Annotated in this window: 26 protein-coding genes; 5 read left to right on the top strand and 21 right to left on the bottom strand. The window is 67.4% G+C overall.

What is annotated here, in order from left to right; genetic code table 11:
- The 3 genes from AMD30_RS05450 to AMD30_RS05440 all read right to left on the bottom strand — a co-directional run bounded on the left by AMD30_RS05450 (position 1) and on the right by AMD30_RS05440 (position 4,146).
- The gene (locus tag AMD30_RS05450; RefSeq protein ID WP_055474931.1) at positions 1 to 2,367 is read right to left on the bottom strand and encodes an MMPL family transporter; all 2,367 of its coding nucleotides are present in this window, start codon (positions 2,365 to 2,367) and stop codon (positions 1 to 3) included.
- 1 nt (position 2,368) lies between these two features.
- Complete coding sequence (locus AMD30_RS05445) at positions 2,369 to 3,028, bottom strand: TetR/AcrR family transcriptional regulator (protein WP_055474980.1); 660 nt, start codon at positions 3,026 to 3,028, stop codon at positions 2,369 to 2,371.
- Between the two features lie 104 nt (positions 3,029 to 3,132).
- Entirely contained in the window at positions 3,133 to 4,146 is a 1,014-nt protein-coding gene (locus tag AMD30_RS05440) for a LacI family DNA-binding transcriptional regulator (RefSeq protein WP_055474930.1), read from the bottom strand.
- 119 nt (positions 4,147 to 4,265) lie between these two features.
- Here AMD30_RS05440 and AMD30_RS05435 point away from each other — a divergent pair, with 119 nt between their 5' ends.
- Positions 4,266 to 5,723 (top strand): MFS transporter, encoded by a 1,458-nt coding sequence (locus AMD30_RS05435; RefSeq protein WP_055474929.1) that lies wholly within the window; start codon positions 4,266 to 4,268, stop codon positions 5,721 to 5,723.
- 40 nt (positions 5,724 to 5,763) lie between these two features.
- Here AMD30_RS05435 and AMD30_RS05430 read toward each other — a convergent pair whose 3' ends face one another.
- From AMD30_RS05430 to AMD30_RS05405, 6 genes are all read right to left on the bottom strand, one after another.
- Positions 5,764 to 6,999, bottom strand: coding sequence for an alpha-hydroxy acid oxidase (locus tag AMD30_RS05430; RefSeq protein ID WP_055474928.1), 1,236 nt, complete (start codon positions 6,997 to 6,999; stop codon positions 5,764 to 5,766).
- Between the two features lie 20 nt (positions 7,000 to 7,019).
- Positions 7,020 to 8,507, bottom strand: a complete 1,488-nt coding sequence (locus AMD30_RS05425) for a rhamnulokinase (RefSeq protein ID WP_055474927.1) — start codon at positions 8,505 to 8,507, stop codon at positions 7,020 to 7,022.
- Positions 8,504 to 10,540, bottom strand: coding sequence for a bifunctional rhamnulose-1-phosphate aldolase/short-chain dehydrogenase (locus AMD30_RS05420; RefSeq protein ID WP_055474926.1), 2,037 nt, complete (start codon positions 10,538 to 10,540; stop codon positions 8,504 to 8,506). Before AMD30_RS05420 ends, AMD30_RS05425 begins: the two co-directional genes overlap by 4 nt.
- Positions 10,541 to 10,588: 48 nt before the next feature.
- Positions 10,589 to 11,749 carry an L-rhamnose isomerase gene (gene rhaI, locus AMD30_RS05415; protein WP_055474925.1) on the bottom strand — a complete coding sequence of 387 codons (1,161 nt, stop codon included), beginning with the start codon at positions 11,747 to 11,749 and terminating at the stop codon, positions 10,589 to 10,591.
- A gap of 126 nt (positions 11,750 to 11,875) precedes the next feature.
- Entirely contained in the window at positions 11,876 to 13,249 is a 1,374-nt protein-coding gene (locus AMD30_RS05410; RefSeq protein WP_055474924.1) for an MFS transporter, read from the bottom strand.
- A 108-nt stretch (positions 13,250 to 13,357) separates the two neighbouring features.
- The gene (locus AMD30_RS05405; RefSeq protein WP_055474923.1) at positions 13,358 to 13,705 is read right to left on the bottom strand and encodes an L-rhamnose mutarotase; all 348 of its coding nucleotides are present in this window, start codon (positions 13,703 to 13,705) and stop codon (positions 13,358 to 13,360) included.
- Between the two features lie 177 nt (positions 13,706 to 13,882).
- Here AMD30_RS05405 and AMD30_RS05400 point away from each other — a divergent pair, with 177 nt between their 5' ends.
- Positions 13,883 to 14,737 (top strand): SDR family NAD(P)-dependent oxidoreductase, encoded by an 855-nt coding sequence (locus tag AMD30_RS05400; protein ID WP_055474922.1) that lies wholly within the window; start codon positions 13,883 to 13,885, stop codon positions 14,735 to 14,737.
- Here AMD30_RS05400 and AMD30_RS05395 read toward each other — a convergent pair.
- The gene (locus tag AMD30_RS05395) at positions 14,734 to 14,952 is read right to left on the bottom strand and encodes a hypothetical protein (RefSeq protein ID WP_004020299.1); all 219 of its coding nucleotides are present in this window, start codon (positions 14,950 to 14,952) and stop codon (positions 14,734 to 14,736) included. The genes AMD30_RS05400 and AMD30_RS05395 overlap by 4 nt on opposite strands.
- Positions 14,953 to 15,050: 98 nt before the next feature.
- A complete protein-coding gene (locus tag AMD30_RS05390) occupies positions 15,051 to 16,484 on the bottom strand; it encodes an MFS transporter (RefSeq protein ID WP_068972359.1) in 1,434 nt (477 codons plus the stop codon).
- Positions 16,485 to 16,598: 114 nt separating this feature from the next.
- On the opposite strand from AMD30_RS05390, the gene AMD30_RS05385 reads away from it, so the two are divergent.
- Positions 16,599 to 17,168, top strand: coding sequence for a TetR/AcrR family transcriptional regulator (locus AMD30_RS05385; RefSeq protein WP_055474920.1), 570 nt, complete (start codon positions 16,599 to 16,601; stop codon positions 17,166 to 17,168).
- 54 nt (positions 17,169 to 17,222) lie between these two features.
- On the opposite strand, the gene AMD30_RS05380 is transcribed toward AMD30_RS05385, so the two are convergent.
- Positions 17,223 to 17,786 carry a hypothetical protein gene (locus tag AMD30_RS05380; RefSeq protein WP_055474979.1) on the bottom strand — a complete coding sequence of 188 codons (564 nt, stop codon included), beginning with the start codon at positions 17,784 to 17,786 and terminating at the stop codon, positions 17,223 to 17,225.
- Between the two features lie 449 nt (positions 17,787 to 18,235).
- Here AMD30_RS05380 and AMD30_RS05375 point away from each other — a divergent pair, with 449 nt between their 5' ends.
- Positions 18,236 to 18,448 carry a hypothetical protein gene (locus AMD30_RS05375; protein ID WP_055474919.1) on the top strand — a complete coding sequence of 71 codons (213 nt, stop codon included), beginning with the start codon at positions 18,236 to 18,238 and terminating at the stop codon, positions 18,446 to 18,448.
- On the top strand, positions 18,448 to 18,687 hold the full coding sequence (locus AMD30_RS05370; protein ID WP_055474918.1) for a hypothetical protein: 240 nt from the start codon (positions 18,448 to 18,450) through the stop codon (positions 18,685 to 18,687). The genes AMD30_RS05375 and AMD30_RS05370 overlap by 1 nt, the downstream gene beginning before the upstream one ends.
- A gap of 350 nt (positions 18,688 to 19,037) precedes the next feature.
- Here AMD30_RS05370 and AMD30_RS05365 read toward each other — a convergent pair whose 3' ends face one another.
- From AMD30_RS05365 to AMD30_RS05330, 9 genes are all read right to left on the bottom strand, one after another.
- A complete protein-coding gene (locus tag AMD30_RS05365; RefSeq protein ID WP_084817205.1) occupies positions 19,038 to 19,451 on the bottom strand; it encodes an HNH endonuclease in 414 nt (137 codons plus the stop codon).
- 139 nt (positions 19,452 to 19,590) lie between these two features.
- Positions 19,591 to 19,731 (bottom strand): hypothetical protein, encoded by a 141-nt coding sequence (locus AMD30_RS05360; protein ID WP_156354169.1) that lies wholly within the window; start codon positions 19,729 to 19,731, stop codon positions 19,591 to 19,593.
- 61 nt (positions 19,732 to 19,792) lie between these two features.
- Positions 19,793 to 20,635, bottom strand: coding sequence for a phage major capsid protein (locus AMD30_RS05355; RefSeq protein ID WP_055474916.1), 843 nt, complete (start codon positions 20,633 to 20,635; stop codon positions 19,793 to 19,795).
- Between the two features lie 157 nt (positions 20,636 to 20,792).
- On the bottom strand, positions 20,793 to 21,284 hold the full coding sequence (locus AMD30_RS05350) for a hypothetical protein (protein ID WP_055474915.1): 492 nt from the start codon (positions 21,282 to 21,284) through the stop codon (positions 20,793 to 20,795).
- Positions 21,277 to 21,612: a hypothetical protein gene (locus AMD30_RS05345; RefSeq protein WP_055474914.1), complete on the bottom strand. Its 336-nt coding sequence runs from the start codon at positions 21,610 to 21,612 to the stop codon at positions 21,277 to 21,279. The genes AMD30_RS05350 and AMD30_RS05345 overlap by 8 nt, the downstream gene beginning before the upstream one ends.
- Positions 21,605 to 21,886 carry a hypothetical protein gene (locus AMD30_RS05340; protein WP_055474913.1) on the bottom strand — a complete coding sequence of 94 codons (282 nt, stop codon included), beginning with the start codon at positions 21,884 to 21,886 and terminating at the stop codon, positions 21,605 to 21,607. Before AMD30_RS05340 ends, AMD30_RS05345 begins: the two co-directional genes overlap by 8 nt.
- Positions 21,887 to 22,112: 226 nt before the next feature.
- Positions 22,113 to 22,289, bottom strand: a complete 177-nt coding sequence (locus tag AMD30_RS24955) for a hypothetical protein (RefSeq protein WP_156354167.1) — start codon at positions 22,287 to 22,289, stop codon at positions 22,113 to 22,115.
- Positions 22,286 to 24,037, bottom strand: coding sequence for an AAA family ATPase (locus AMD30_RS05335; protein WP_231632649.1), 1,752 nt, complete (start codon positions 24,035 to 24,037; stop codon positions 22,286 to 22,288). The genes AMD30_RS24955 and AMD30_RS05335 overlap by 4 nt, the downstream gene beginning before the upstream one ends.
- Positions 24,034 to 24,363: a DUF2742 domain-containing protein gene (locus tag AMD30_RS05330; protein ID WP_055474912.1), complete on the bottom strand. Its 330-nt coding sequence runs from the start codon at positions 24,361 to 24,363 to the stop codon at positions 24,034 to 24,036. Before AMD30_RS05330 ends, AMD30_RS05335 begins: the two co-directional genes overlap by 4 nt.

The following is a 24,363-nucleotide window of genomic DNA, read 5'->3' as shown; positions in this document are numbered from 1 at the left end:
TCAGCGGCCGGCGCGGACCCCGGACGCCGCGTCGGCCTCTCCCGCAGCATCCGCCGGGCGGGCGGCATCGTCGCCGAGCCCCAGCTTCTCGCCCTCGATGTCGACGTCGGGGAGAATCCGGTCGAGCCAGCGCGGCAGCCACCAGGCCTTGTCGCCCAGAACGGTCAGCACCGCCGGCATCAGCGTCATCCGGACCACGAAGGCGTCGAAGAACACCGCGGCCGCCAGTGCGAAGCCCATGACCATGATGAAGGCCATGTCCTGCAGCATGAACGCGGCGAACACCGAGATCATGATCGCCGCCGCGGCCGCCACCACACGGGCGCTGTGTCGGTATCCCTCGACGACCGCGGTCTTGGCGTCGGCCCCGTGTACGTAGGCTTCCCGCATTCGCGTCACCAGGAACACCTGGTAATCCATCGCGAGCCCGAACACGATGCCCACCAACATGATCGGCAGGAACGACACCAGCGGTTGCGGGTTGTCGACGATGCCCAGCACGCCGTCGGTGAACAGCGCCACCGTCACGCCGAAGGTCGCGGCGACGCTCAGCAGGAAGCCGAGGGCCGCGGTGAGCGGCACCAGGATCGAGCGGAACACGATGATCAGCAGGATGAACGCGAGACCCACCACGACCAGGAGGTAGGGGATCAGCGAACTCGACAGGCGGTCGGAGATGTCGAGTTCGATCGCGGTCTGGCCGGTCACGCCGTAGGAGATGCCCATCGTGCTCTGCACCTGGGGCTCCATCTCGCGCAGGGTCTCCACCAGTGCGGGAGTCGCCTCGTCGGCCGGGGCGGTCGACGGGATGATCGTGATCTTGGCGGTGTCGCGGGCCTCGTTGAGTCCACCGGCGCCGATCTGGGCGACCTCGACGTTGTCGACACGACCGAGGTCGTCGACGAGGGTGTCGAAGGCGCGCAGGCGTTCGCCGGTGTCCTCGATGGCTCGACCGTCCGCGACGACGACGAGCGGTCCGTTGAAGCCGGGGCCGTAGCCGTCGGCGACCATGTTGTAGGCCTTGCGCTGGGTCTCCGACGGTTCGGCGGTCCCGTCGTTGGGCAGTGCGAGCTTGAGGCCGGCCATCGGGATCGCGAGGACCACGAGGAGTCCGACGATCGCGACGGTCACGGTGCGCGGACGCGCCACGATGCGCTGGACCCAGCGCTGGCCGTTGTGGACGCGGTCGGTGTCGTGCGGCCCGACGTCGGGAGCGTTGAGACGCGGCACGCGACCGGCGAACGCCTTGCCGCCGAAGAGTCCGAGGATCGCCGGCAGAAGCGTGAGAGCGACCAGCACGGCCGCGACCACGGTGCCCGCCGCGGCGATACCCATGGCGGTGAGGAACGGGATGTTCACGATCGCCAGCGCGGCCAGTGCGATGACGACGGTGCTGCCGGCGAAGACGACGGCCGAACCGGCGGTGCCGACGGCCCGGCCGGCCGCATCGGCCCGGTTCGCCGAGCGATGGATCTCGTGGCGGTAGCGGGAGACGATGAACAGCGCGTAGTCGATGCCGACCGCGAGGCCGATCATCGTCGCGAGGATCGGGGTCTCGTTGCTGAGATCGAAGAAGTGGGTGCCCATCTGGACGCCGAGCATCCCGATCGCCACTCCGACGATCGCGGTGATGATCGGCATGCCCCACGCGACGAGGGAGGCGAACGTGAGGATGAGGATCAGCGCGCCCACGCCGATACCGATCAGCTCGGAGGTGATCCCGAGCTCGAATTGCTGTGTGGCGGAACCCTTCATCTCGACGGTCAGTCCCGCGGCCCGCGCGTCGTCGGCGATCGCGTCCATCTGCTCCCGCATCGTCTCGGTGACATCCGACGACGCCTCGACGTCGAAGGAGGCGCCGAGTTGCGCGACGGTGCCCGCCGCGTTGATCGGCGAGGTGGCCTGCGCATCGGCGGCCGCCTCCTCGGCGTTCTTGCCGAAGGTCTTCTCCTGGAAGGCGGCCGACAGTTCACGGAGTTGACCCGGTGACTGCTCGGTGCCGTAGGAGACGAACGGGTTGGTGATCGAGTCCGGGCTCTTCACGTCCTCGACGGACCTGAGGCCGGCGACCATCGAGTCGATGGCCTCCTGGTACCGGGGTTCGGTGAGCGTCGAACCCTCCGGTGCGCGAACGACATACGTGACGCCGATGTCGGAACCGAACGTGGCCTCGCCGGGGAAGCGCTCGACCATCAGGTCCTGCGCCTTCTCCGACGGGATACCCGGGATCGAGAACGACTCCGACGTCGGCTTGGCCAGCAGGCTCGCGCCGATGCCCAGCCCGATGAGGACCAGCACCCAGATCGCGATCGTCTTGAGGCGGTTCTCGAACGCCCATCGCCCTAGTCGGTACAGGTGTGTTGCCACGTCAGTGCTCCTCGAGGGATGGGTCGGCGAGTTCGTTCAACGGTGGGATGGGTTGTGCGAGCCCGGACGCCAGCTGGTCGAAGGCGGACTCCAGCACGGTGGCCAGGTCGGCAGCGGTGCCCGGGGTGTCGTCGTGATGGGTCACCCAGAATTCGAGGGCGACGCGGATGGTGGTGATCGCGTTGTGCAGGACGAGGCGCGGATACAGGGTGTGTGCCGGCTGCCCGCGCTGCGCGCACAGTTCGGCGAGACGCGCTTCGACGGTGTCGCCCAACTCCATGTCGCGGGACCTGGCCGTCAGCCCCGGATCCGTGTCGAGGAGGCGCAGGAGCGCGACGATCTCGGCGGGTTCGCCGACGTCGGGCGAGGTGGCGGCCTCGATGAGGGCGGTCCGGACCGAGCAGAAGAAGCTCTCGTCCGTCGGTCGGGCCTCGATCCGCGCCACGATCGTGTCGAACAGCGACGACACGAAGTGCAGCAGCGCATCCTCTTTGCCGCTGAAGTAGTTGTGGAACGTGCGGACCGAGACGTTCGCCTCCGCCGCGACGGCGTCGATCGTCACGTGATCCATCCCGGCGCTGGTGGACAACCGCAGCACAGCGCGGGCGAGCGCCGAACGGGTCGCCGCCTTCTTCGCCTCGCGGAGTCCGGGGGAGTTCACCTCACCCACGGTACGGAACTTGCAGAACCCTGCAAACTTGCAGGACTACGCAATATTAGGAGAGTCCTCACACCGTCTACCCGGCGATGGCGTGCGTCACACCATCAGCCCAGTGTCGATGCGCGGGCGACCAACTCGGGCTGGAACACGAGGTTCGACGGGACGTGGCGTTCGGCGGGATCGTCGGCCGCGCTCATCAGCAGATCGACCGCGGTGACGCCGATGCGGGAGGTCGGCTGCCGGATCGACGACAACGGGACGACGGCCGAGCGGGCGAAATCGATGTCGTCGTAACCGATCAGCGCGATGTCGTCGGGAACGCGGACGTCGCCGCCGAGCATCGTCAACGCCTGCAGGACCCCGATGGCCAGTAGGTCGTTGGCGCAGAACACCGCATCCGGTCGGTCTCGGGGGGCCCTGGCCAGCAGGGCCTGTCCCGCCTCGCGTCCGGCCAGCACACTCAGGTTCGCCGTCTGCACGACCTTGAGCGTGGCGTCGTCGACGGCGTCGACCGCCTCCTGCGCGCCCCGGCGGCGGTCCGCGACCTGCCGCAGTCCGGGCGGTCCGCCCACGAACACGATCCGGCGACGACCGGTCTCGCACAGGTGCGACACCGCGAGCCGCCCGCCCGCGATGTCGTCGACGGCGACGGAATCGAAGGGCGAGCCGCCGGCGTCCCGGTCAACGAGGATCACCGGGGTGCCGCGACGGCGCAGCGAGTCGAACCGCCGCAGATCGTCGCCGATCGGCGAGACGAGCAGACCGAACACCCGCTGCTCGTCGAAGGTGTCGAGATAGGCCTGTTCGCGCGATTCGTCGTCGTCGGAGGTGCCGAGCAGCACCGTGAGGTCGTGCTCGCCGGCCCGTTGTTCGGCGGCGCGGGCGATGTCGGTGAAGAAGGGGTTGCCCACGTCGAGAACCACCATGCCGACGCAACGCGATCGGCCCGCACGGAGTTGACGCGCGGCGTCGTTGCGCACGAAACCCAGCTGGTCGATTGCCGCCTGGACCCGCGCGACGGTCGCGGGCGAGACCTTTCCGGGCGAGTTGAGCACGTTCGAGACCGTGCCCACCGACACCGAGGCCGCCGCCGCGACATCCCGCATGCTCACACCCATGTGTCCATCTCACCAGATGCGATGCCGGTCCTCGCGTTTCGCGGACTCGGGAGGGTCGCCCATCTCGTGAGCTGATTGACTACGAACACCCGCGGTACCTCCTGTAGGAAAGGCGATCCATGTCGACTCCGGCCAGCCCGTTCTCCGCGGACTACGAACCCGATCCGCGGCGCTGGAAGGCGCTCGCGGTGTGCCTGGTGGTCGGCTTCATGACCCTTCTCGACGTCTCGATCGTCAACGTCGCGCTCCCGTCCATCGAATCCGGTCTCGGCGCGAACTCGGCCGACCTGTCGTGGGTCGTGTCCGGCTACGCCCTCGCCTTCGGCCTCGTCCTGGTCCCGGCCGGCCGGGTCGGGGACGCGCGCGGCCGAAAGGTGACCTTCCTCATCGGGCTGTCCCTGTTCGTGCTGGCGTCGGCGGCATGTGGGTTCGCCCAGGGCCCGACGCAACTCGTCGTCTTCCGCCTGATCCAGGGCGTTGCGGGCGGCATTCTCGCGCCGCAGGTCTCTGGGCTCATCCAGCTGCTGTTCCGCGGGGCTGAGCGTGGCCGGGCCTTCGGCATGTTCGCCGCGACCATCGGGATCTCGACCGCGGTCGGGCCGCTGCTCGGTGGGGTCCTCATCCAGCTGGGCGGGTCCGCCGACGGGTGGCGCTGGATCTTCTTCGTGAACGTGCCGATCGGCATCGCGGCCTTCGTCGCCGCGATACGGTTGATCCCCGCTCGGCCCGAGGAACTCAAACAACCACTGCGGGGGAGTTTCGATCCCGTTGGCGTCGTGCTCCTGGGTACCGGGGTGTTCGCACTGATGCTGCCGATGGTCCAGGAACAGGAATGGCCCGGCGGGCGTAAATGGTTGTTGCTCGTCCTCGCGGCCGTGCTGATCGGCGCGTTCGTCCTGTGGGAACGCCGGCAGGGCCGCGTCGGCCGCCAGCAACTCGTCGACCTCTCGTTGTTCTCCATGCGGTCGTACACGCTGGGGTGCATCATCGCGATGGTCTACTTCGCCGGGTTCACCACGGTGTTCTTCATCTACACGCTGTTCGTCCAGCAGGGCCTGGGCTATTCGGCACTGCAGGCCGGTCTGGCGGTGACCCCGTTCGCGCTCGGTTCGGCGGTGTCGGCCAGCGTCGGCGGCAACATCGTCAACCGGGTCGGGCGCTCGCTGGTGTTGCTGGGTCTGGGCCTGGTGGTCGTGGGGATGATCGCGACGATCGTCGCCGTCGCGTTCGTGTCCGGTCCCGGTGTCGGGTACGCCGCCGCGCTGCCGCTGCTGGTGGCGGGTATCGGTTCCGGTCTCGTGATCTCGCCCAATCTCACGCTCAGCCTCGACCAGGTGCCGGTCACCAAGGCGGGCATCGCCGGTGGCGTCCTGCAGACCGGTCAGCGCATCGGGGCCGCCGCGGGGATCGCGCTCGTCGGTGCGGTGTTCTTCGCCCAGGTCGCGAACACCGGCGGCGACTGGGCGCGGGCGTTCCAGATCGGACTGGCGACGGCCGCGGTCCTGGTGCTGATCGCGCTGGTGGTGGGCCTCGTGGATCACTTCGCCCACCGCCGCGAGGACGCGGAGGTCGCGTAGGCGGCCGGTCTGATGCCCACGCGACCTCGGCAGTCGAGCCTCAGGAACGCGCCCGGGGCACCAGCCGCTCGAGCTGGGTCACGTGCGCGGGGGTCAGCTCGTCGAGCGAGGCGACACCGAGCAGCCGCATCGTGCGTGCGATCTGCTCGCCGAGGATCTCGATCATCCGGTCCACCCCGGCCTCCCCGCCGGCCATCAGGCCGTACAGGTAGGCCCGGCCGACGAGCGTGAACCGCGCGCCGAGGGCGACCGACGCCACGATGTCGGCACCGCTCATGATGCCGGTGTCGAGCATGACATCGGTGTCCGCGCCGACCTCGCGGGCCACCTCGGGCAGGAGGTGGAACGGGATCGGTGCGCGGTCGAGTTGGCGCCCACCGTGATTCGACAATACGATGCCGTCGGCGCCGAGGGCAGTGACGGCCTTGGCGTCGTCGACGGTCTGGATGCCCTTGACCACCAGCTTGCCCGGCCACTGCGACTTGATCCACGCCAGATCGTCGAAGGTGACGGTGGGGTCGAACATCGTGTCCAGCAGTTCGGCCACCGTTCCTGACCATCGATCGAGCGAGGCGAACGCCAGGGGCTCGGTGGTGAGGAAGTCGATCCACCACTGCGGGCGCGGGATGGCGTTGAGCACGGTCTTGGCGGTCAGCGCCGGCGGGATCGACATGCCGTTGCGCTTGTCGCGCAGACGAGCCCCGGCGACCGGCACGTCGACGGTCACCAGCAGGGTGTCGTACCCGGCCTTCGCCGCGCGGTCGACCAGGGCCATCGAGCGCTCCCGGTCCTTCCACATGTACAGCTGGAACCAGTTGCGGCCGTGCGGATTCGCATCCCGGACGTCCTCGATCGACGCCGTACCCATCGTCGACAGCGAGAAGGGGATCCCGGCCCGGCCGGCCGCGCGCGCACCAGCGTATTCGCCCTCGGTCTGCATCATCCGGGTGAACCCGGTGGGTGCGATGCCGAACGGCAGTTCCGAACGCCCGCCGAGGATCGTGCACGAGGTGTCGACCTTGGACACGTCACGCAGGATGGCCGGATGGAACTCGATGTCGGCGAACGCCTGTCGTGCCCGTCCGATGGACAGCTCGGCCTCGGCCGAACCGTCGGTGTAGTCGAAGGCCGCCTTCGGGGTGCGGCGCTTGGCGATCGCGCGCAGGTCCTCGATGGTGAGGGCGGCGTCGAGGCGGCGCTTCTTCGCGTCGAACTGGGGCTTCTTGAACTGCATCAGCGGCGCGAGGTCGCGCGGCTTGGGAACTCGACGCTTCATGGGAGAACTGCCTTGCATGGTCATGCCTTTCCTGTCCCCACCGCGGTGCGGGAGCGCGTGCCGCGGGAGTGTCGGGGTGCGTAGTGTTGCGGCGGGAACCTGTCGACGACGATAGACCTCATCGCCTCGAGGTCGCCATCGATGAGACCGTGGGCGCGGGCGGTGATCAGCACGTTGCCCAGCGCGGTCGCCTCCACCGGACCGGCCTGCACCGGCAGGCCCAGCCGATCGGCGGTGAGTTGGCACAGCAGCCGGTTCTGCGAGCCGCCGCCGACGAGATGGACGGTCTCCACCGTCGTGCCGGACAGTTCGGCCGCTCGCGCCACCCCGTCGGCGAAGGCCGCCGCGAGGCTCTCGACGATCGTGCGCACCATCTCGGCGCGCGTCATCGGCGGACGCATGCCGCGCTCGTCGTACCAGTCGCGAATGCGTCCGGGCATGTCTCCCGGCGGGAGGAACCGGGCGTCGTCGGTGTCGAAGATCTCGACCGTCGCCGGCGCCTCGGCGGCCTGCGCGAGCAGTTCACCGAGTTCGGCGCGATACCCTTCGCGCTGGTACTGGCGGACCGTCTCGCTGAGCAGCCACAGGCCCATCACGTTGTGCAGGTAGCGGATACGGCCGTCGGCGCCGACCTCGTTGGTGAAGTTGGCCTTCCACCCGTCGCGGGAGACGACCGGCTGCTCGAGTTCGACGCCGACCAGACCCCAGGTCCCGCACGAGATGTACGCCGACCGCGACGGGTCCATCGGGATGGCGGCGACCGCCGACGCGGTGTCGTGGGACGCGACCGCGGTGACGCGGGTCGACGTCGACAGTCCGAGGCGCTCGGCGACGTCGCCGAGCAACGGGCCCTGGTCGGTGCCGGTCTCCACGAGGTCGGGGAACAAGCCGACGGGCAATCCGAGACGCTCCATCATCGCGGTGTCCCACCGCCCGTTGATGCCGAGCAATCCGGTGGTCGAGGCGTTGGTGCGTTCGGTGCCGCGTCGGCCCGTGAGCCAGTATGTGATGAGGTCCGGGATCAGCAGGGCGGTGTCGGCCTGATCGAGCAACCCGTCGGCCTTTTCGGCGGCCAATTGGTACACGGTGGTGAACGGCAGGAACTGTAAGCCGTTGCGCACGTACAGGTCCGCGGGACCGAGTTCGGCGTGCACGGCGTCGACCCCGACCACGCTCCGGGTGTCCCGGTAGTGGTGCGGCAACCCGATCATGCGGCCCTCCCGCAGGAGCGCGTAGTCCACCGCCCAGGAGTCCACCCCGATCCCGACCAGATCGTCGGACTGCCTGCCCGCCTCGGCGAGGCCGGCCGACGCGGCGCGGAACAGCGCCGGGACATCCCAGTGCAGAGCGGACCTGCGCCCGTTCCAGATGTGGACCGGGTCGTTGGTGAACCGGGCGACCTGTTCGAGCTCGAGTCGTCCGCGCGAGACGTCGGCCAGCATGACCCGGCCGCTGGTCGCGCCCAGGTCGATCGCGGCGACCTGGGCGGACCGGGTGGATCGGCTCATCGCAGGAACGCGGCGGCGACGCCCGCGTCCACCGGCACGTGCAGGCCGGTGGTGTGCGAGAAGTCGGACGTGCAGAGTGCGAACGCGGCGTTGGCGATGTTCTCCGGCAGCACCTCGCGCTTGAGCAGGGTGCGCTGCGCGTAGAACTTGCCGAGATCCTTCTCCTCGACGCCGTAGACGGCAGCGCGCTTGGCGCCCCAGCCGCCGGCGAAGATCCCCGAACCACGCACCACGCCATCGGGATTGATGCCGTTGACCTTGACCCCGTGCTCGCCGAGCTCGGCGGCCAGGAGACGGACCTGATGGGCCTGGTCGGCCTTCGTCGCCGAGTAGGCGATGTTGTTCGGCCCGGCGAAGACCGAGTTCTTCGACGAGATGTACAGGATGTCGCCGCCGAGCTTCTGATCGATGAGGGCGCGTGCGGCGGCCTTGCTCACCAGGAACGAACCGCGGGCCATCACGTTGTGCTGGAGGTCCCAGTCGGCGGCGGTGGTGTCCAGCAACGACTTCGACAGCGACAGGCCGGCGTTGTTCACGACGAGGTCGATGCCGCCGAAGGCGAGCACCGTCGCGTCGATCGCGGACTGTACGGCCGCTTCGTCGGTGACGTCGGCGGCCACCCCGATGGCGACATCGGTCGAACCGATCTCCTCGGCGGCCGCCCGTGCCTTCTCGGCGTCGAGGTCGGCGATCACCACGCATGCACCTTCGGCGGCCAGACGCGTCGCGATGGCCTTGCCGATGCCGGATGCCGCCCCGGTGACCAGGGCGATGCGGGTCGCGAGCGGCTTGGGCTTCGGCATGCGGGCGAGCTTGGCCTCCTCGAGCAACCAGTACTCGATCCGGAACTTCTCCGACTCGTCGATCGGTGCGTAGGTCGAGATGGCCTCGGCGCCGCGCATCACCTTGATGGCGTTCAGGTAGAACTCGCCGGCGACACGTGCGGTCTGCTTGTCCTTGCCGAAGCTGAACATTCCGACGCCCGGGATCAGCACGATGGCCGGGTCGGCGCCGCGCATCGCGGGGCTGTCCGCGGTGGCGTGACGGTCGTAGTACGCGCGGTAGTCCTCGCGGTAGGCCTCGTGCAGTGCCGTGAGGCGCTCCTTGCACTCCTCGACGCTCGTGTCGGCCGGGAGGTCGAGGACCATCGGCTTGACCTTGGTGCGCAGGAAGTGGTCCGGGCAACTGGTGCCGAGTGCGGCCAGGCGCGGATGCTCCTCTGCCGCCAGGAATTCGAGGACCGGGTCGACGTCGGTGAAGTGACCGACCTGCGGCTTGTCCATCGAGGCGAGGCCGCGGATGAACGGGGCGAGCGCCGCGGCCTTGGCCCGGCGTTCCTCGGCGGGCAATGCGCCGTAGCCGTCGATCGGGCCGCCGAAGGGTTGCGGGCGACCGTTGGCGGCGATGTACTCCTCGGCGGTGCGGATGATCTCCAGCGAATGTGCCTGCGCCTCATCGGAGGTGTCGCCCCAGGCGGTGATCCCGTGGCCGCCGAGGATGCAACCGATGGCCTGCGGGTTGTCCTTCTTGATCGCCGAGATGTCCAGCCCGAGCTGGAAACCCGGACGACGCCACGGCACCCACACGACGCGGTCACCGAAGATCTTGTGCGTCAAGACCTCGCCGTCGGCCGCGGTCGCGATGGCGATACCGGAGTCCGGGTGCAGGTGGTCGACGTGCGCGGCGTCGACGAGGCCGTGCATCGCGGTGTCGATCGACGGTGCGGCACCGCCCTTTCCGTGCAGGCAGTAATCGAAGGCGGCGACCATCTCGTCCTCACGGTCGAGGCCGGGATAGACGTCGACGAGCGCACGCATGCGATCGAGCCGGAGCACGGCCAGGCCCTTCTCGGTGAGGGTGCCGAGATCACCGCCGGAGCCCTTCACCCAGAGCAGTTCGACGTCTTCACCGGTGACCGGGTCGGTGTCGGAGCCCTTGGCGGAGGTGTTGCCGCCGGCGTAGTTGGTGTTCTTCGGATCCGATCCGAGTCGGTTGGACCGCTCGATGAGGGCGGCGACTGCGGGATTGGTCATTAGGGGTGATCTCCTCGGGAGTTCAGGGAACTGGGGCTGGGGGAGGGCTCAGGCGCCCCAGGACGACTGGGTACCGCCGACACGCTCGGCGACGATGCGCTCGTGGTATCCGGAGTCGACGTATGCGGCCATCGGGTCTGCGGGCAGGCCGCGACGGACACGACGCTCGGCGAGCATCGGACGGACGTCGGTGTAGAACGCGTCCATCACGATCGCGTTCGCGCCCAACACGTCTCCGGCGGCCTGTGCCTCGGTCAGCGCATCGGTGTCGACGAGTAGTGCGCGGGCCGTCATCTCCTCGACGTTCAGCACCGAACGGAGCTGGCCGGGGATCTTCTCCTCGACGTTGTGGCATTGATCGAGCATGAGAGCGACCGGCGACCCGGCGTCGAGCCCGCCGCCGCGGATCACCTCGAACAGGATCCGGAAGAGCTGGAACGGATCCGCGGCACCGACGATGAGGTCGTCATCGGCGTAGAAGCGCGAGTTGAAGTCGAAGGAACCCAGCTTTCCGAGGCGAAGCAGCTGCGCGACGATGAACTCGATGTTGGTTCCCGGCGCGTGATGGCCGGTGTCGAGGCAGACCATCGCCCGCTCGCCGAGCGCGGTCACATGGGCGTAGGAGGTGCCCCAGTCGGGGACGTCGGTGACATACGTCGCGGGCTCGAAGAACTTGTACTCCAACACGAGTCGCTGGTCGTCGCCGATGTGCTGGTAGATGGTCGCGAGCGACTCGGCGAGCCGGTCCTGGCGTCCGCGGATGTCGCCCTGTCCGGGGTAGTTGGTGCCGTCGGCCAGCCAGATCTTCAGATCGCGCGAACCGGTCGCGTTCATCACCTCGATGCAGGCGAGGTGATGGTCGATGGCCATCTGCCGCACCGTCTTGTCGGTGTGGGTCAGGCTGCCGAACTTGTAGGCGTCGTCCTGGAAGGTGTTGGAGTTGACGGTGCCCAGGCCGACGCCGAGATCCTTAGCGTAAGCCGCCAGGGCGGTGTAGTCGTCGACGGTGTCCCACGGGATGTGCAGGGCGACGGTGGGTGCCAGCCCGGTCAGCTCGTTGACCTTCGCGGCGTCGGCGATCTTCTCGTGGATGGTGCGGGGGGTGCCCGGGGTGCCGAACACCTTGAACCGGGTGCCGGAGTTGCCGAACGCCCAGGAGGGGAGCTCGATCTCGAGGTTGTCGAGGATCGTCTCGTCAAAGGTGGCCATGAGATTTCTTTCGGTTGGGATTCCCCGCCGCCGGCGTCGGGGTCAGCCGGCGGCGGGGAGGTCTGAGTGGAACAGTCGAACTGGTGGAACGTTTCAATCGTGCACGGCGCGATCAGGCCCGTGGTGTCAGGCCGGGGCTTTGTGTCCCGACTCCGCGGCCGGGTTGGTGCCCGGGGTCGGGTGCGCGGCGGATGCCGGTGTCTCGATGAGCTCGGGTGACAGCGGAGCGCCGTAGCGCTCGACCTCGATCTGCTGCAGCGTCTTGCCCTGGGTGTCCGGAGCCGCGATGGCGCCGATGATCAGCGCGACGGTGAGCAGTGCGACCAGCAGGATGCCGACCGTGGTGAGTCCGGTGGCCGCGAGCATGGTGGGGAAGAAGTAGCTCAACAGACCGGTTGCGGTGCGGACGGCGAAGAACATGACGCCCTGGGCGCTGGCCCGATAGGGCGTCGCGAACATCTCGCTGGCCCAGAGGCTGTAGAACGCCTGCGCGCCGATGCCCGAGGAGATGCCCCACAGGACCGCGAAGACGAGCATCGTGGCGACACCGCTGTCGGTGAAGGCGACCAGCACGATCCAGGCGACGATGCCCAATGCGGCGCCGAAGACGTACAGGGCGCGCTGGGAGACCCGGTCGGCATATCGCATGAAGCCGAAGTAGGTCGCGAGGACGGTGCATCCCCAGACCAGCACCTGCAGCAGGTTCTGCTGGACCGCGCTCTCGACGCCCGCGGTCTCGTAGACACGCGGCATGAAGATGCCGGCCTGTCCGGCCACGGTGTTCCAGAAGAGGTAGATGCCACCGAGCAGGAGTAGTGCGGTGATGTTGACCTTCTTGGAGAACAGGCCCTTGATTCCGCGGGCGCCGACGGAAGCGGTGAGCTCACGGGTCTCGTTGACCGCCTCGTCGGACCAGATCTTGGACTCCGCGAGCCCTTGGCGAATCCACCAGACGACCGCGGCGACGACGAAGAGGTGCAGGAAGATGATCCGCGAACCCAGCAGGCCCATCGGGGCGAGCGCGGCCGCCAGTGCGAAGCCGATCAGGGGTCCGACCGACCAGGCGAGCTGGGCGGTGCCGACGTGTTTGGCGCGTTCGACCGATGGCGCCTCTTCGGCGATGTAGGTCCAGGACGCGGGTACGCCCGCGCCGACCGCGAGGCCGGTGATGATGAACGCCGCCAGCAGCATGGTGAAGTTGAGCGCGAAGGCGGCGAGCAACACGCCGGCCATGTAGACCAGCAGGTCGTAGGTGTAGATCGCCTTGCGGCCGTAGCGGTCGCACAGCGGTCCGCCGATGGCGGCACCGACCGCCGCGCCGAACGCGTTGGCGCTCAGTGCGGCCAACAGGCCGACGGCGAAGTTGCTGATGCCGAACTCGTCCTGCCAGAAGGTCAGGCTGGTGGCGATCGCGATGATCGAGCCGGCTTCGATGTAGTTCGACATGGCAACCGAGATGGTCGCCCGCCAGCCGGTGGTGGAGCGCGCTCCTACTTTCATGGGATTCCTAGCGTCGGAGATCAGTAGAGAGGGTCGGGATCGGAGGGGTCAAGCCGGGTTCGCTGATGTCGGTGTGCCCGTCAGTACGCGTCGTGTGTTCGATGTCGGTCAGTCGAGGTGGAAGTACTCGAGGAGTTCGGTACGGATGGTGTCGGGATTGGCGCCGTCGGCGTCTCCGCCGGTGGCCGGGAGGAAGTACTCGGACATGTGCGCCTGCCACCGGGCGTTGACGTCCGTTGCCTCCATGGCGGCGGCGGTCGTCGCGAAGTCGTCGGTCTCGAGGTAACCCACGACCATGCCGTCGTCCTTGCGGAGGAACAACGAGTAGTTGCGCCACCCGGTCTCGCGCAGGGCGTCGAGCATCTCCGGCCACACCTCCGTGTGGGCGTCGAGGTAGTCCTCGACGCGCTCCGGGCGGAGCTGGAGCACGAAGCAGACGCGCTGGGTATCGGACATGGCTGCTCCTGACAAACGACGTGATGGGAAACGCAGACCGTCGAGAGAGGATCAACCCGGCGAATTAAAACGTTTCAATTTGTGATGGCAGCAACACTAAGAGCGGCCTGTGAGGATGTCAAGACCCGGTTCGCACAAAGCGCACCCCGCCGGAACGGGATCGGTCATGCTCTGTTCGTGCTGAAATTCGGGAAGACGCGCGGAGCAGATGTCGGGGGCAGGATCGCGATCGTGACCGGGGGCGGGTCCGGTATCGGGGCCGCGCTCACGCGCGCGCTGGTGACCCGGGGAGCCCACGTCACCTGCGCGGACATCGACCTACCCGCGGCGCAGCGGGTGACGGACTCCTTGTCCGGTGGGCCGGGCACCGCACGGGCGGTGCAACTGGATGTGACGGATGCCGCCGCTGTGCAGCGGGTGGTCGACGAGGTCGTCGCCGAGTGGGGGCGCCTGGATCTGATGTTCAACAACGCCGGGATCACCTGGGGTGGTCCGACCGAGATGCTGACGCCGGAACAATGGGACGCGATCATCGACGTCAACATCCGGGGCGTCGTGCACGGGGTCGCGGCCGCGTACCCGGTGATGATCGAGCAGCGTTCCGGACACATCGTCAACACGGCGTCGATGGCCGGGCTCGTCGCCGCCGGACTGATCACGAGCTACGTGATGACCAAACATGCGGTCGTGGGGCTGTCGCTCGCACTACGTACCGAGGCCGCGGGCCGCGGGGTGAACGTGCTGGCGGTGTGTCCCTCGGCAGTGGAGACCCCGATCCTGGACAAGGGATCGGTCGGCGGATTCGTCGGTCGCTCTTATTATCTGGCGAGTCAGGGTTCGTCGACCGCGTACGACGCCGACCGCCTCGCCCGGGACACGCTCGCCGCCATCGAGCGGAATCAACCACTGCTGGTCGTCCCGCGTCGATCCCGGATCACCTGGCGCGTCCAGCGATTGGCGCCCGGCCTCACGAATCGGCTTGCCGCGCAATTCATCGATCGGCAACGCGCGGAGTTGCGGCCGGAGGGTTAACCGCCGGCGGTGCTGCTCAGGATGGCGATGATGACACCGGCCACGGTCAGTACACCGACGACCCAGGCCATCGTGATCGCGACCCGTCTGCGTCCGAACCGGGCCGCGTTGATCGCGATCCCGAGGCACACCAGGACCGCGATCGAGTACACCGAGATACCGAGGGTGAGCAGGGCGACGGAGGAGTCGGCGAGCAGGACAACCCGAGTGGACATGACACCGAGTACATCATCAGCGGGCTCGGGGGATGCACGCGGATCGACTCGGAGGGGTGCACGGGCGCCGACGTCGTGACGTATGTCGTCGCGTTGGGTCACACGGCCGCGGCACGCCGCGGCCGGTAGGCGACCACGAGCAGGAGCAGGGCGACCATCGCGAACGACGAACCGACCAGAATCGTTGTGCCGGTGGCAGTTCCGGACGGATCGCTACGTTGGAGTGGGCCGAACACGGTCATCAGCGTGGCGAGTCCGAGCGCGCCACCGACCTGCAACAGCGCCTGCATCAGGCCCGAGGCGGCGCCGGCGTCGGCTGCGGGCGAGTTGTCCACGATCAGGACGTTCGCCGGCACCACGGACAGGCCGATTCCCGCACCCATGATCATCGAGGGCGCCAGAATCGCTGCGGCGAAGGTGGAGTCGGGCCCAACGAACGACAACCACACGAGCCCGGCGATCGCCAGGGACAATCCCGCCATCAACACCGCAGCCGCACCGAAGCGCGCGACGAGACGGGCGGTGATCCCGGTGACCGTCAATCCGATGTTGAGAACCATGAACGGCAGGAACGCGAACCCGGACGCGACGACGCTGTAACCCATCACGTCCTGCAGGTGCAGGGTCATGAAGGTGAACATGCCCATCATCGCGCCGGGCAAGAGCAACATCACCACGAAGGGCGCGGCCCTGCGCGCGGAGTTCACCAATCGGGGCGGCAGCAGGGGATGGCTCGTACGACGCTGTCTGATCGCGAACGCCGCGAGCGTCGATGCGCCGACGGCGAGAGAAGCGATGGTCACCGGGTCGGCCCAGGAGACCTCGGAGGCGCGGATGAAGCCGAAGACCACCGCCGCGACGCCCGCCGCGGACAGCAGGGTGTCCCAGAGACCCAGGTGACCGGGCTGCCGGGGTGTCTCATCGACGGTGAACGGTGCGGCGATGAGGATCGCCACCCCGATCGGGACGTTGACCAGCATCACCCAGTGCCACGACAGCTGTTCGGTGAGTACGCCGCCCAGCAGCAGGCCGAGCGCTCCGCCCGAGGCGGCACCCAGGGAGAACCAGCTGATGGCCCGGGCGCGATCGGGACCGGGCGGAAAGTTGGCGACGATCAGTCCCAGGGCGGTGGGCGCGGCGAGCGCGGCTCCCACGCCCTGCAGGACGCGAGCGATGAGAAGCATCCACGCGCTGGTGGCGAGTCCGCCGAGGAGCGAGGCCGCGGTGAACAGGGCGATGCCGTAGAGCAGCGCGCGACGCCGTCCGATCAGGTCGCCCAAGCGGCCGCCGAGCAGCAGCAGGCCACCCACCGCCAGCACGTAGGCGTTCATCACCCACGACCGAGACACCTCGCTGAAACCCAGGTCGTCGCGGATGCGGGGGAGCGCGACGGTGACGATCGTGCCGTCGAGGATCACCATCAGCTGGCTCGCCACCACGACGACCAGTCCGATCCAGGTGCGGCGGTCGATCGTCGACCCTGCGGTGTCGGAACCTGCCGCGGAAGCGACGCGATCGGTGGTCTGGAACATCAGGGCCTCCCGGGCGGGTAAGGTCGAACAGGAGAGTGTCTCCAATTGGAGACTGTCTCCGATTATTGAAGCGGAGATGCTCTCCGGTTACAAGTGTTTTCTTCGGGAGGTGTCATGACCAGCGCATCCGCGCCGGCGAAACCGATGCGAGCCGATGCTCGACGCAACTACGACAAAGTCGTTGCCACGGCGGCCGAGGCATTTCGTGAGTCGGGAATCGACACGTCGCTCGATGACATCGCCAAACGTGCCGGCGTCGGCGCCGGCACGTTGTACCGCCACTTCCCCTCTCGCGAGGCGCTCGTCGCGGCCGCGATGCGACAGGACACCACCGCCCTCGTGGAGTCTGCGCGCGCCGATGACGAGCAGCGGGACCCCGGCGAGCGTCTCGTCGAGTGGGTCCGGGCGCTCGCGCGCCACGTCGGGGCGTACCAGGGTCTGCCCGAGATCATCATCGCGTCGGCGGGCGACCCCGAGAGCACGCTCTACACCAGTTGCGCCGACCTCCGCGTGGCCGGCGGGGACATCCTCGGCGCCGCCCAGCGGTCCGGTGGAATCCGAGCCGATCTCACCGTCGACGAACTCTTCACTCTCGCGAACATGATCGCTTTGGGCCGTAATTGCGTTGAGTCGCAGCGTCTTCTGGATCTCGTGGTCGAGGGGATCCGCGGGCCCGGTAGGTGAGCCGAGCCCGCGGGCCCGTCTGTTCATGCTCGGCGCGGACGGGTCCCCGCCCGCTCAGGAGTCGACGGTCACCTGCTCGAAGCTCAGCCGTTCCGGTGCTTCGCGGTCGGCGAAGACCTGACGATTCGGAAAGCCGCCGGTCCAGAAGTCGTACAGGTACGAGACCAGACCGCCGCGGTGGTAGTCGCAGACCATGACGCCGTCGGTGACCAGGACCGGCCACCCGTCGGGGTCGTCGCCCGTCCGGTGCCAGTATCCCGAGTCGCCGTCGGTGGAACGTCCCCACCCGAACAACGAATCGCCGGACAGGTCGACGGCCGTGTCGGTGCCGTCGTCATGCGCCCACGTCACGATGCTCAAGTCCTCGAGAAGTGGCTCGAGGTCGGCCACCGCGTGGCGCCCCGCCTCCTCGATCGACGCGTCGGGCCAGGGGAGACCGGTCCACACGAGGAAGTCGTCGCAGAAGACTCCCGGTCCGTACGTGTCGGCGAGTGCCTTGTAGTCGGTCGGCAACCGGAATCCGAGTCGCTGTTCGATGAGCGCCCAGTCGACCGTCGCCGGCCGTGCCACCGGTGGTGGGATCAGCGCGATCAGATCCTCGATGGTGTGCTTCGGCATGGTGGTCACCTCACGTTCGGGATGATCTCGAAATGAGCGATGCCGCCCCGGAGGTCCCGAGAGTCGTTCGGTACCACCGGCAGTCATGTAACCGCGGGGATCGAAGCGGTGTCCACGTACGTATTCGGCTGAACGGCCATGCGTTTGATCGACGCGGATCGGGTCGAAGAACTTGGACGCGCCGCCGGAGGTGGCGACCCGAAACGGCGAGAATGCCCGGCCGGAAGTGCCCCCAGTCGGACTCGAACCGACACTGTGCCGATTTTAAGTCCGGTCAACTGCGTTCATTGTCATTCGCTGGCATACGCGAAACTGCCTGTGATCAGGCCGATTCCTTCGCCTTCGTTCGTTGGGATTCGCCCTGATTCGTCAGCACTTGTGACAACGTCGTGACAACGAGGTCGGGTTTCAGCATGGTCTGTCCGATCTGTTGAGTAGGGTCCGCTGGTATGGACATCTCTGTGCGGCACTACGGGCCCGACCCCAACCAGTCACCAGCACACGCATTCCGAGGACCACGCCCCGATCACCTACCGCTGTCAGCCAGCATCTTCGACGCCTCGGTCAGCTACGGCAAAGAGTCACAGGCCGTGGCCGAGAAGATGTACCTGGCGATCCAGTCGCTCGAATCCGAGCTCATCAAGCTCCGAGGTGACGCCTGATGTCTGTATTCGACAAGCACCTAACCAAGTGGTGGGAACGGCGCAGCGACGAACAACGCGCGACCCTCAAGTCCGCCGCCGAAGACAACCGCATGGACACCGAGACACGAACCCTGCTCATCGACACCCAATGCCCCGTCGGCCCAGTCGGAACCAGATGGGAGAACCAGCCCGAAGGGTGGACCGACTACGCGTGGAGCTGGCCGAACGACGTCCGAGAGTTCATCAAAGCCCAGTGAGAACCCATGGGGGCAACCCCTTCCCCCCGGGGCGACGTTCTCCGTCGCTAGGCTCTGTGGCTGCCTTCTAGTACAGGTCTGGGGATTCCGGACTCGCGGCCCTCGACCGTCTGTAGGCCTTGAGCCGGCACGCCTCAGAACACCACCGACGACGCCGCCCAGCACGATACTGCTTCGGCGTCGGACCACCACAGTTATCGCAGGTCACCGGGGCCCGACCCGGCCAGAAACCATTCTTAGCCACTCGAACCTCCGTACGGGTCTCAATTCCTGGGAACCGGGCAGATCGGATTTAGCAGAGCTACGCGACGTTGGGCCCGTGGCCCGCGGGAACCGGTGGTGCCCCTGGGTCATAGGGTGCCGGGCGACTGTTCGTAGCTGCCGGGGTGGCGTGCGCGTCGTCGTGTCGCGGTGCGGGAGGCGACGGACTCTTGCTGAGCTTTGCGGGCGTTGCAGGGCGCGCAGGCTGATTGGAGGTTGTTGAGATCGAAGAGTGCGCCGCCGGCCGCGACGTTGACGATGTGATCGACCTGGGTCGCGTGACCGATGCAAGCCGGACCTTCGATCTTGCACTGATAGCCGTCGCGGCCGAGTGCTTCGAGGCGGACGCGCTTCCACTGTGCGGTGCCGGTGATGTGCCCACTGTGGGTCCGTTTGCCTGACCACGCCTTCTCGCGTGTGCAGTCGGGGCAGTAGTTGCTGTTGCGGATGAGGTTGCCGCAGTTGCCTTGTCGGCCTTGGCATCGTCGTGGTGCTTTGGGCATGGTCGGTCCTGGTCTGTGTGGTTGGGGGTGGCGGTGCGGCGCAGGACGGGCTCGCACACGGAGGTGTGGTCGTGGCCCGCCCTTGCCGTGACAAGGAGTTCGTGAAGCCGGTTTGACGCCGGCACCGCCTGGTCTGTGTCTAGGGCTGGTGGATGGAGTAGGCGACCCAGCCGCGGCGCATCCAGTCGACAGCGATGTCGAACGGCACGTCGGGGATGAGGCCGGTCTGTTGTTCGCCGTGTATGTAGACCGCGTGCGGCTCGGTGGTCTGGATGGTCACCAACTCCGGGTCTTCAAGGGCACCTGTATCCCTTGAACCCGAGGTCGTCTTGCGGGCCATGTCAGGCGGTGGTGGAGATCTTGACGATGGCCGCCGGGTGCGGGAACCCGAACGCCGCGCGAACCTTGGCGCGCACCGCGATCCGATCGGAGGTGAAGAAAACAGATTTGTCCGTCTCGACCTCGGTGCCGGTGCGGATCACCAGGTAGGCGAAGGACCGCGGGATTCCCCACACCACGTTGTTGGGTGCGGCCGGGGACGCGAGGATCGGTGCGCCGAGGATGGTGCGCCGACCGGCAACGGTGACGTCGTTCCCCAGAAGGGGTTCGAGGGAGCCGCTGGCCTTCTTCAACTTGGCCAGGGCAGCGGCAGTGGTGGGCGAGGTCACCCAGGTGTCGATGGTGGCGTGTGCGTCGGCGGCGGCGAACTGCGCGTCGGAGAACGGGTCGATCGACGAGAACGAGCTACCGGCGCTGATGGTGGAGATACCGGACAGCTGGCCGAGGGTGACGGCGGGGCCGTTGGTGATCGGTGTCGACGAGAACAGCGCCTGGTCGAGTTTGCGGGTGAGGTCGCGGACCAGTCCGTCGCCCACGGCTTTCTGCGCGTCGGGAGTGGAGTCGTCGGCGAGCTCTTTGGTGATGACCGAGAGGCCGGCGAGCTTCTTGGGGGTGACGGTCACTTCGTCGACATCGGAGTCGGTGACGGGGATTTCACCGCCTTCGGCAACCCAGGACGCGGAGGGGTCGGCGGCGACGATCGGGATTCGGTAGTCGTGGCTGCCGGTGGTGACTTCGGTGAGTGCCTGACCGGCAACGGAGTTCGCGACGAGGGGTTTGATGATGAGGGTGGCGATCTGCTCGGGGGTGAGGATCGGGCCGTGGGTGGTAGTGGTGGTAGCCACAGAATGCTCCTATGTGGTGAGCGCACAATAGTTGTGCGGCAGAACGGGTTTCGATTCCGTTGCTCACCTGGAGCCGTCGGTTGGGCCTCAGGCCCTGGCGGTGACGGTCCGGCGGGTCCTACCCTCTTCCGGGACCGTCACCTCCAAGGATACCCGACTAGGTCTTGAGGACGTCAGACCAGCTGGTGGTGTCGGGTTGCGGTGGGACAGCCCCGCCTTGCCCCCAGTTGTGGTGTTGTGGCAGCCCGGACCCGAAGCGGGCGTAGTTCTTTCCGAGCTTCGGGCGCTGGTCGACAAGAGCGGCGGCCGCGCCCTGAAGGTCGGTGTGGTTGATGTCGCCGTTGTCGTCGAGGTAGTCGGCCAGGTCGACCCCACCGATGTCGAAGAGATCTCCCGGCTCGTCGAGGATGTCAGCGATTGCGGCCTCGGCGGCGCGACGCTGGTAGCCGGTCAACCGTTCGGCGAGTGCGTCGCGTTCGGCCTCGGCAGCACGCAACTGGGTGCGATACCGGGCAGCCTCAGCATTCGGGTTGCCGTCCTGCTGCTGTTGACCATCCGGATCGGGTTGCTGCTGCTGGCCGTCGTCGGCGGCGGGTGGGGTGCCGGCCTCGGGATCGGTGGTGGTGCCGGGATCGTTTGTGTCAGCCATTGTTTTCTCCTTCGTTGGTGGGCAGTGTGTCCGGGATCTGGGGCCAGGACCGGTGCCGCATACCGGTGTTGCGGATGCGGGTCGTCAGTAGGTCGGGCACCTCGTAACCCAGGTGGGCGAGCAGGGTGCGTTCGGTGTCGGTGGCGGGCCGGTCGACGTACGGGCGCAACCACAACCCGCCGTGGCGGCGTTTGTCGGGGAAGGTGTCCCGGTCGGCGAGCGCAGTAGCGTCCTCGGCCTTCTGAAGGTCGTCGGGCAGGTGGTCGAACGCCAGGACTCCGCGGGGGTCGTCGCGGTGGCCGACGTGCCGGCCGATCTCGTCAGGCATCCTCTTTCCCCTCCTGTCCGATCCTCAGGACCGCGGTGCGAAGCTGGTCGATCCGTAGATCGAACACGGCCTCCCCGACTTCGTCTTCGTCGTAGGCCAAGGCCATCTCCGCGATGATGACGCCCGCCGTCGCCAGGTCGACGGGATCGGTGTCGCTGGTCTCGAGGAGGTAGCGGACAGCTTGCGCGTTGCCGTGGTGCATCTGTTTGACGGCGACCAGGATTTCGAGCATCGAGCTGGTGGATCTCTGGATCTGTTGTTCGTTCAGGCCCATGGGCGTCGTTCCTTCTTTCTTGCGGGGGTTCGGGTCTCTTCGATCGGTTGGGCTTGGCGGGCAACCGTGTTGATCCGTTGCGGAGACGCGTCGGGTTGCCGATCTATGTAGTCCTGCAAGCACGCTCGGCAGGTCCAACCGTGGGCGCTACCGGCGTGGACTCGGCACGGGCCTGAACACTTCTGGCAGACGTGGGCGGGCATCACTGATTCCTGTTCGTCGAGGGTCACCATGGGTAGTCGGCTTCGTGGACGGAGCAGAGCGCTCCCCACTCGGATACGCGGTTGCGGCACTCGTCGCCGGTCTTGGTGGGGGCACCGCAGTAGGGCCTGCGTGGTGGCGGTGCTTCCCGAGGGATGTAGACAGCGGTGAGACCGAACTTCAACGGCTTGATCTCGGTCACGCTGACTCCCTGGCGTCGTAGTCGGGGTTGAACCGCCACTCGGTCAGCACGGACTGGCCGCGCTTGAGGACGCCGATCCGTTTGGCTGCCGACTTGATGGTGGTGCGTTCGTAGCCGGCCTGCTCTCCGGCCGCGAAAGCGTCGGCTGCCTTGATCCAGTCCCCGTGTTCGCGGAGCCACCCGTCGAGCCATTGCGGGCAGGGCACGACAGTGCTGGTACTCCCCGCGCCGAGGCGATATGTAGCGCCGTGTCCGGTCCGGCCGACGGTGGCGATCAAGTCGCAGTTCATTACACAGCGACGCAGGTTGTCGATGTTGTACCCGGCAGCTTCTCCGGCGGCGAACAGATCTCGGGACTCGACGGTCTCGACCTCGTCGGCCATCAGTGCCAGGACGTGTCCACGAAGCCATTGAGCACATGTCGGCTTGGGTAGCTCCACCGGCTTGCCCGACCCCAACCACTGCCCCGGAGCACGGCCGGGGGTGTTCACAACTGGCGGTGCAGGCGAGTCCACGACGGAGGGGCGCGGGGCCTGTTGTGCCACCTGTGTACCCGTATCTCTGGGTGTGGCACAACGGTCATTCTGGGTAGGTGGCATAGCGTCGTGACCTGCGGTTGTGCCAGCTGTGCCAGCTGTGCCACCGATATGGGTATCGGGTGGCGCGACGGTCGGGATCACTTCGCCGTCGATCACGCCGGGACCCTGGTCTGGTAGCGACCATGTCGACACCGGGGGCTGCCCCGTGTAACCGATGACCACACAGAGCTTCTTGCGAGCGCGCTGCAGGGTGCGTTCCGAGATGCCGGCCTTCTTCGCCTCGCGCTTGGCGTCCGCCGACCGCACGGCGGGACCCTCGATCTCCAGGTACTCACGCAGCCACGCAACAGCGTCGTGACGCTCCTGACGGTCATCTCCGTGGTCACCCTCGAACTGGTCCGCGATGTGGTCTCTGGCTGTGCGGTCGGACTCGCCGATGTAGCGCAACAAGGGCACCGAGCCGTCGTGGTCGTCGGTCGCATCAAAGTGCTGGATCGGATCGACGGTGAACATCGTCGCGGGCAATGCCTTGGTGGTGTTCGACTTCTCCACGCCGACGACCAGATGACCGTCGTCGTCCTGTTGCGCGAACAGGGTCAAGCGGGCCTTCTTGCGGAGCTCACCGGTGGCGCCGTACTTGTCGCGCGCGTTACCCGAGTCGACCCGGTTGGTGTGGGTCAGCAGCAAGACCGCCGCGTCGGTGACGGTGGCAACCTCCTTCCACGGATGCAGTGCTCGGCGAGCCTGCTGCGGGTCCTTCACCGACAACCCTGCTGTCACAGTGTCGAGCCAGGCATCGACGACGACCAGCGCCGGCCGCGGCTCCGCGTCCACGACAAGGTGCAGATCTCGTGGGAAGACCGGGGCGCCTGACCCGTCGTCCTCGGCGCAGATCACTTCGACCATGCCCAGGTTGACCCCGGCGACTTCGAGTCGGGGCAGCACGGTCGTCGTCCAGTCGTCCTCGGTCACGACCAGCAACACGCTTTCAGGTGTGCGGGCGGGGATTCCGAACTCTGGCAGCGCGCGCCCGGTGGTGATCGCAGCGACGAGCCACACCCACAGCAGGGACTTGCCTATGCCCTCGTCTCCGACCAGCAACGAGATCGCCGCACGCGGTAGCCGCCCCTTGGCCAACCAGCGGGGTTGCTCCGCGGGCTTGAGATCGGTGGCTCTCCACCTCTTCGGGGAGCTGATGTCGTCTTTCACGATGCTTTCCGTTCGATGTGTGCGCCGCTGCGCAGGGCGTTGTCTCTGTCTCGGATGCGGCGTGCGACCGCTGACCAGTCCGCGGCCGCGGCGATCTCAACTGCGGCCGCTTTCTGTGCGTCTCGTCGGGCGTGCAGCTCGGCGATCTGTTCCTCAAGGCACCACCGAGAGCCGGCGCAGAGGACCGCGGCGAGCTTGCGGGGGTCGGTGTCGTCGAGCGCCTGCCATCCCCGGGTGCCGGCGAGGGGTAGCCCGGTGTGGTCGACGCCGGCCAGCAGCCGGTGCACGAAGCGGTGCACCGGCTGCCAGTCGATCTCGTGGGTCAC

The organism is Gordonia sp. HS-NH1, assembly GCF_001418765.1.
Classification (GTDB): Bacteria; Actinomycetota; Actinomycetes; order Mycobacteriales; family Mycobacteriaceae; genus Gordonia.
The sequence above is the reverse complement of the archived record's forward strand: the minus strand, read 5'-3'. Positions and strand labels throughout refer to the sequence as shown.

Bases quoted from the DNA above. Each gene is read 5' to 3' on its own strand.
- AMD30_RS05440 (WP_055474930.1), bottom strand. From the start codon at position 4,146: ATGGGTGTGAGCATGCGGGATGTCGCGGCGGCGGCCTCGGTGTCGGTG.
- AMD30_RS05435 (WP_055474929.1), top strand. From the start codon at position 4,266: ATGTCGACTCCGGCCAGCCCGTTCTCCGCGGACTACGAACCCGATCCG.
- AMD30_RS05430 (WP_055474928.1), bottom strand. From the start codon at position 6,999: ATGAAGCGTCGAGTTCCCAAGCCGCGCGACCTCGCGCCGCTGATGCAG.
- AMD30_RS05425 (WP_055474927.1), bottom strand. From the start codon at position 8,507: ATGAGCCGATCCACCCGGTCCGCCCAGGTCGCCGCGATCGACCTGGGC.
- AMD30_RS05420 (WP_055474926.1), bottom strand. From the start codon at position 10,540: ATGACCAATCCCGCAGTCGCCGCCCTCATCGAGCGGTCCAACCGACTC.
- rhaI (WP_055474925.1), bottom strand. From the start codon at position 11,749: ATGGCCACCTTTGACGAGACGATCCTCGACAACCTCGAGATCGAGCTC.
- AMD30_RS05410 (WP_055474924.1), bottom strand. From the start codon at position 13,249: ATGAAAGTAGGAGCGCGCTCCACCACCGGCTGGCGGGCGACCATCTCG.
- AMD30_RS05405 (WP_055474923.1), bottom strand. From the start codon at position 13,705: ATGTCCGATACCCAGCGCGTCTGCTTCGTGCTCCAGCTCCGCCCGGAG.
- AMD30_RS05395 (WP_004020299.1), bottom strand. From the start codon at position 14,952: ATGTCCACTCGGGTTGTCCTGCTCGCCGACTCCTCCGTCGCCCTGCTC.
- AMD30_RS05390 (WP_068972359.1), bottom strand. From the start codon at position 16,484: ATGTTCCAGACCACCGATCGCGTCGCTTCCGCGGCAGGTTCCGACACC.
- AMD30_RS05385 (WP_055474920.1), top strand. From the start codon at position 16,599: ATGACCAGCGCATCCGCGCCGGCGAAACCGATGCGAGCCGATGCTCGA.
- AMD30_RS05380 (WP_055474979.1), bottom strand. From the start codon at position 17,786: ATGCCGAAGCACACCATCGAGGATCTGATCGCGCTGATCCCACCACCG.
- AMD30_RS05375 (WP_055474919.1), top strand. From the start codon at position 18,236: ATGGACATCTCTGTGCGGCACTACGGGCCCGACCCCAACCAGTCACCA.
- AMD30_RS05370 (WP_055474918.1), top strand. From the start codon at position 18,448: ATGTCTGTATTCGACAAGCACCTAACCAAGTGGTGGGAACGGCGCAGC.
- AMD30_RS05365 (WP_084817205.1), bottom strand. From the start codon at position 19,451: ATGCCCAAAGCACCACGACGATGCCAAGGCCGACAAGGCAACTGCGGC.
- AMD30_RS05350 (WP_055474915.1), bottom strand. From the start codon at position 21,284: ATGGCTGACACAAACGATCCCGGCACCACCACCGATCCCGAGGCCGGC.
- AMD30_RS05345 (WP_055474914.1), bottom strand. From the start codon at position 21,612: ATGCCTGACGAGATCGGCCGGCACGTCGGCCACCGCGACGACCCCCGC.
- AMD30_RS05340 (WP_055474913.1), bottom strand. From the start codon at position 21,886: ATGGGCCTGAACGAACAACAGATCCAGAGATCCACCAGCTCGATGCTC.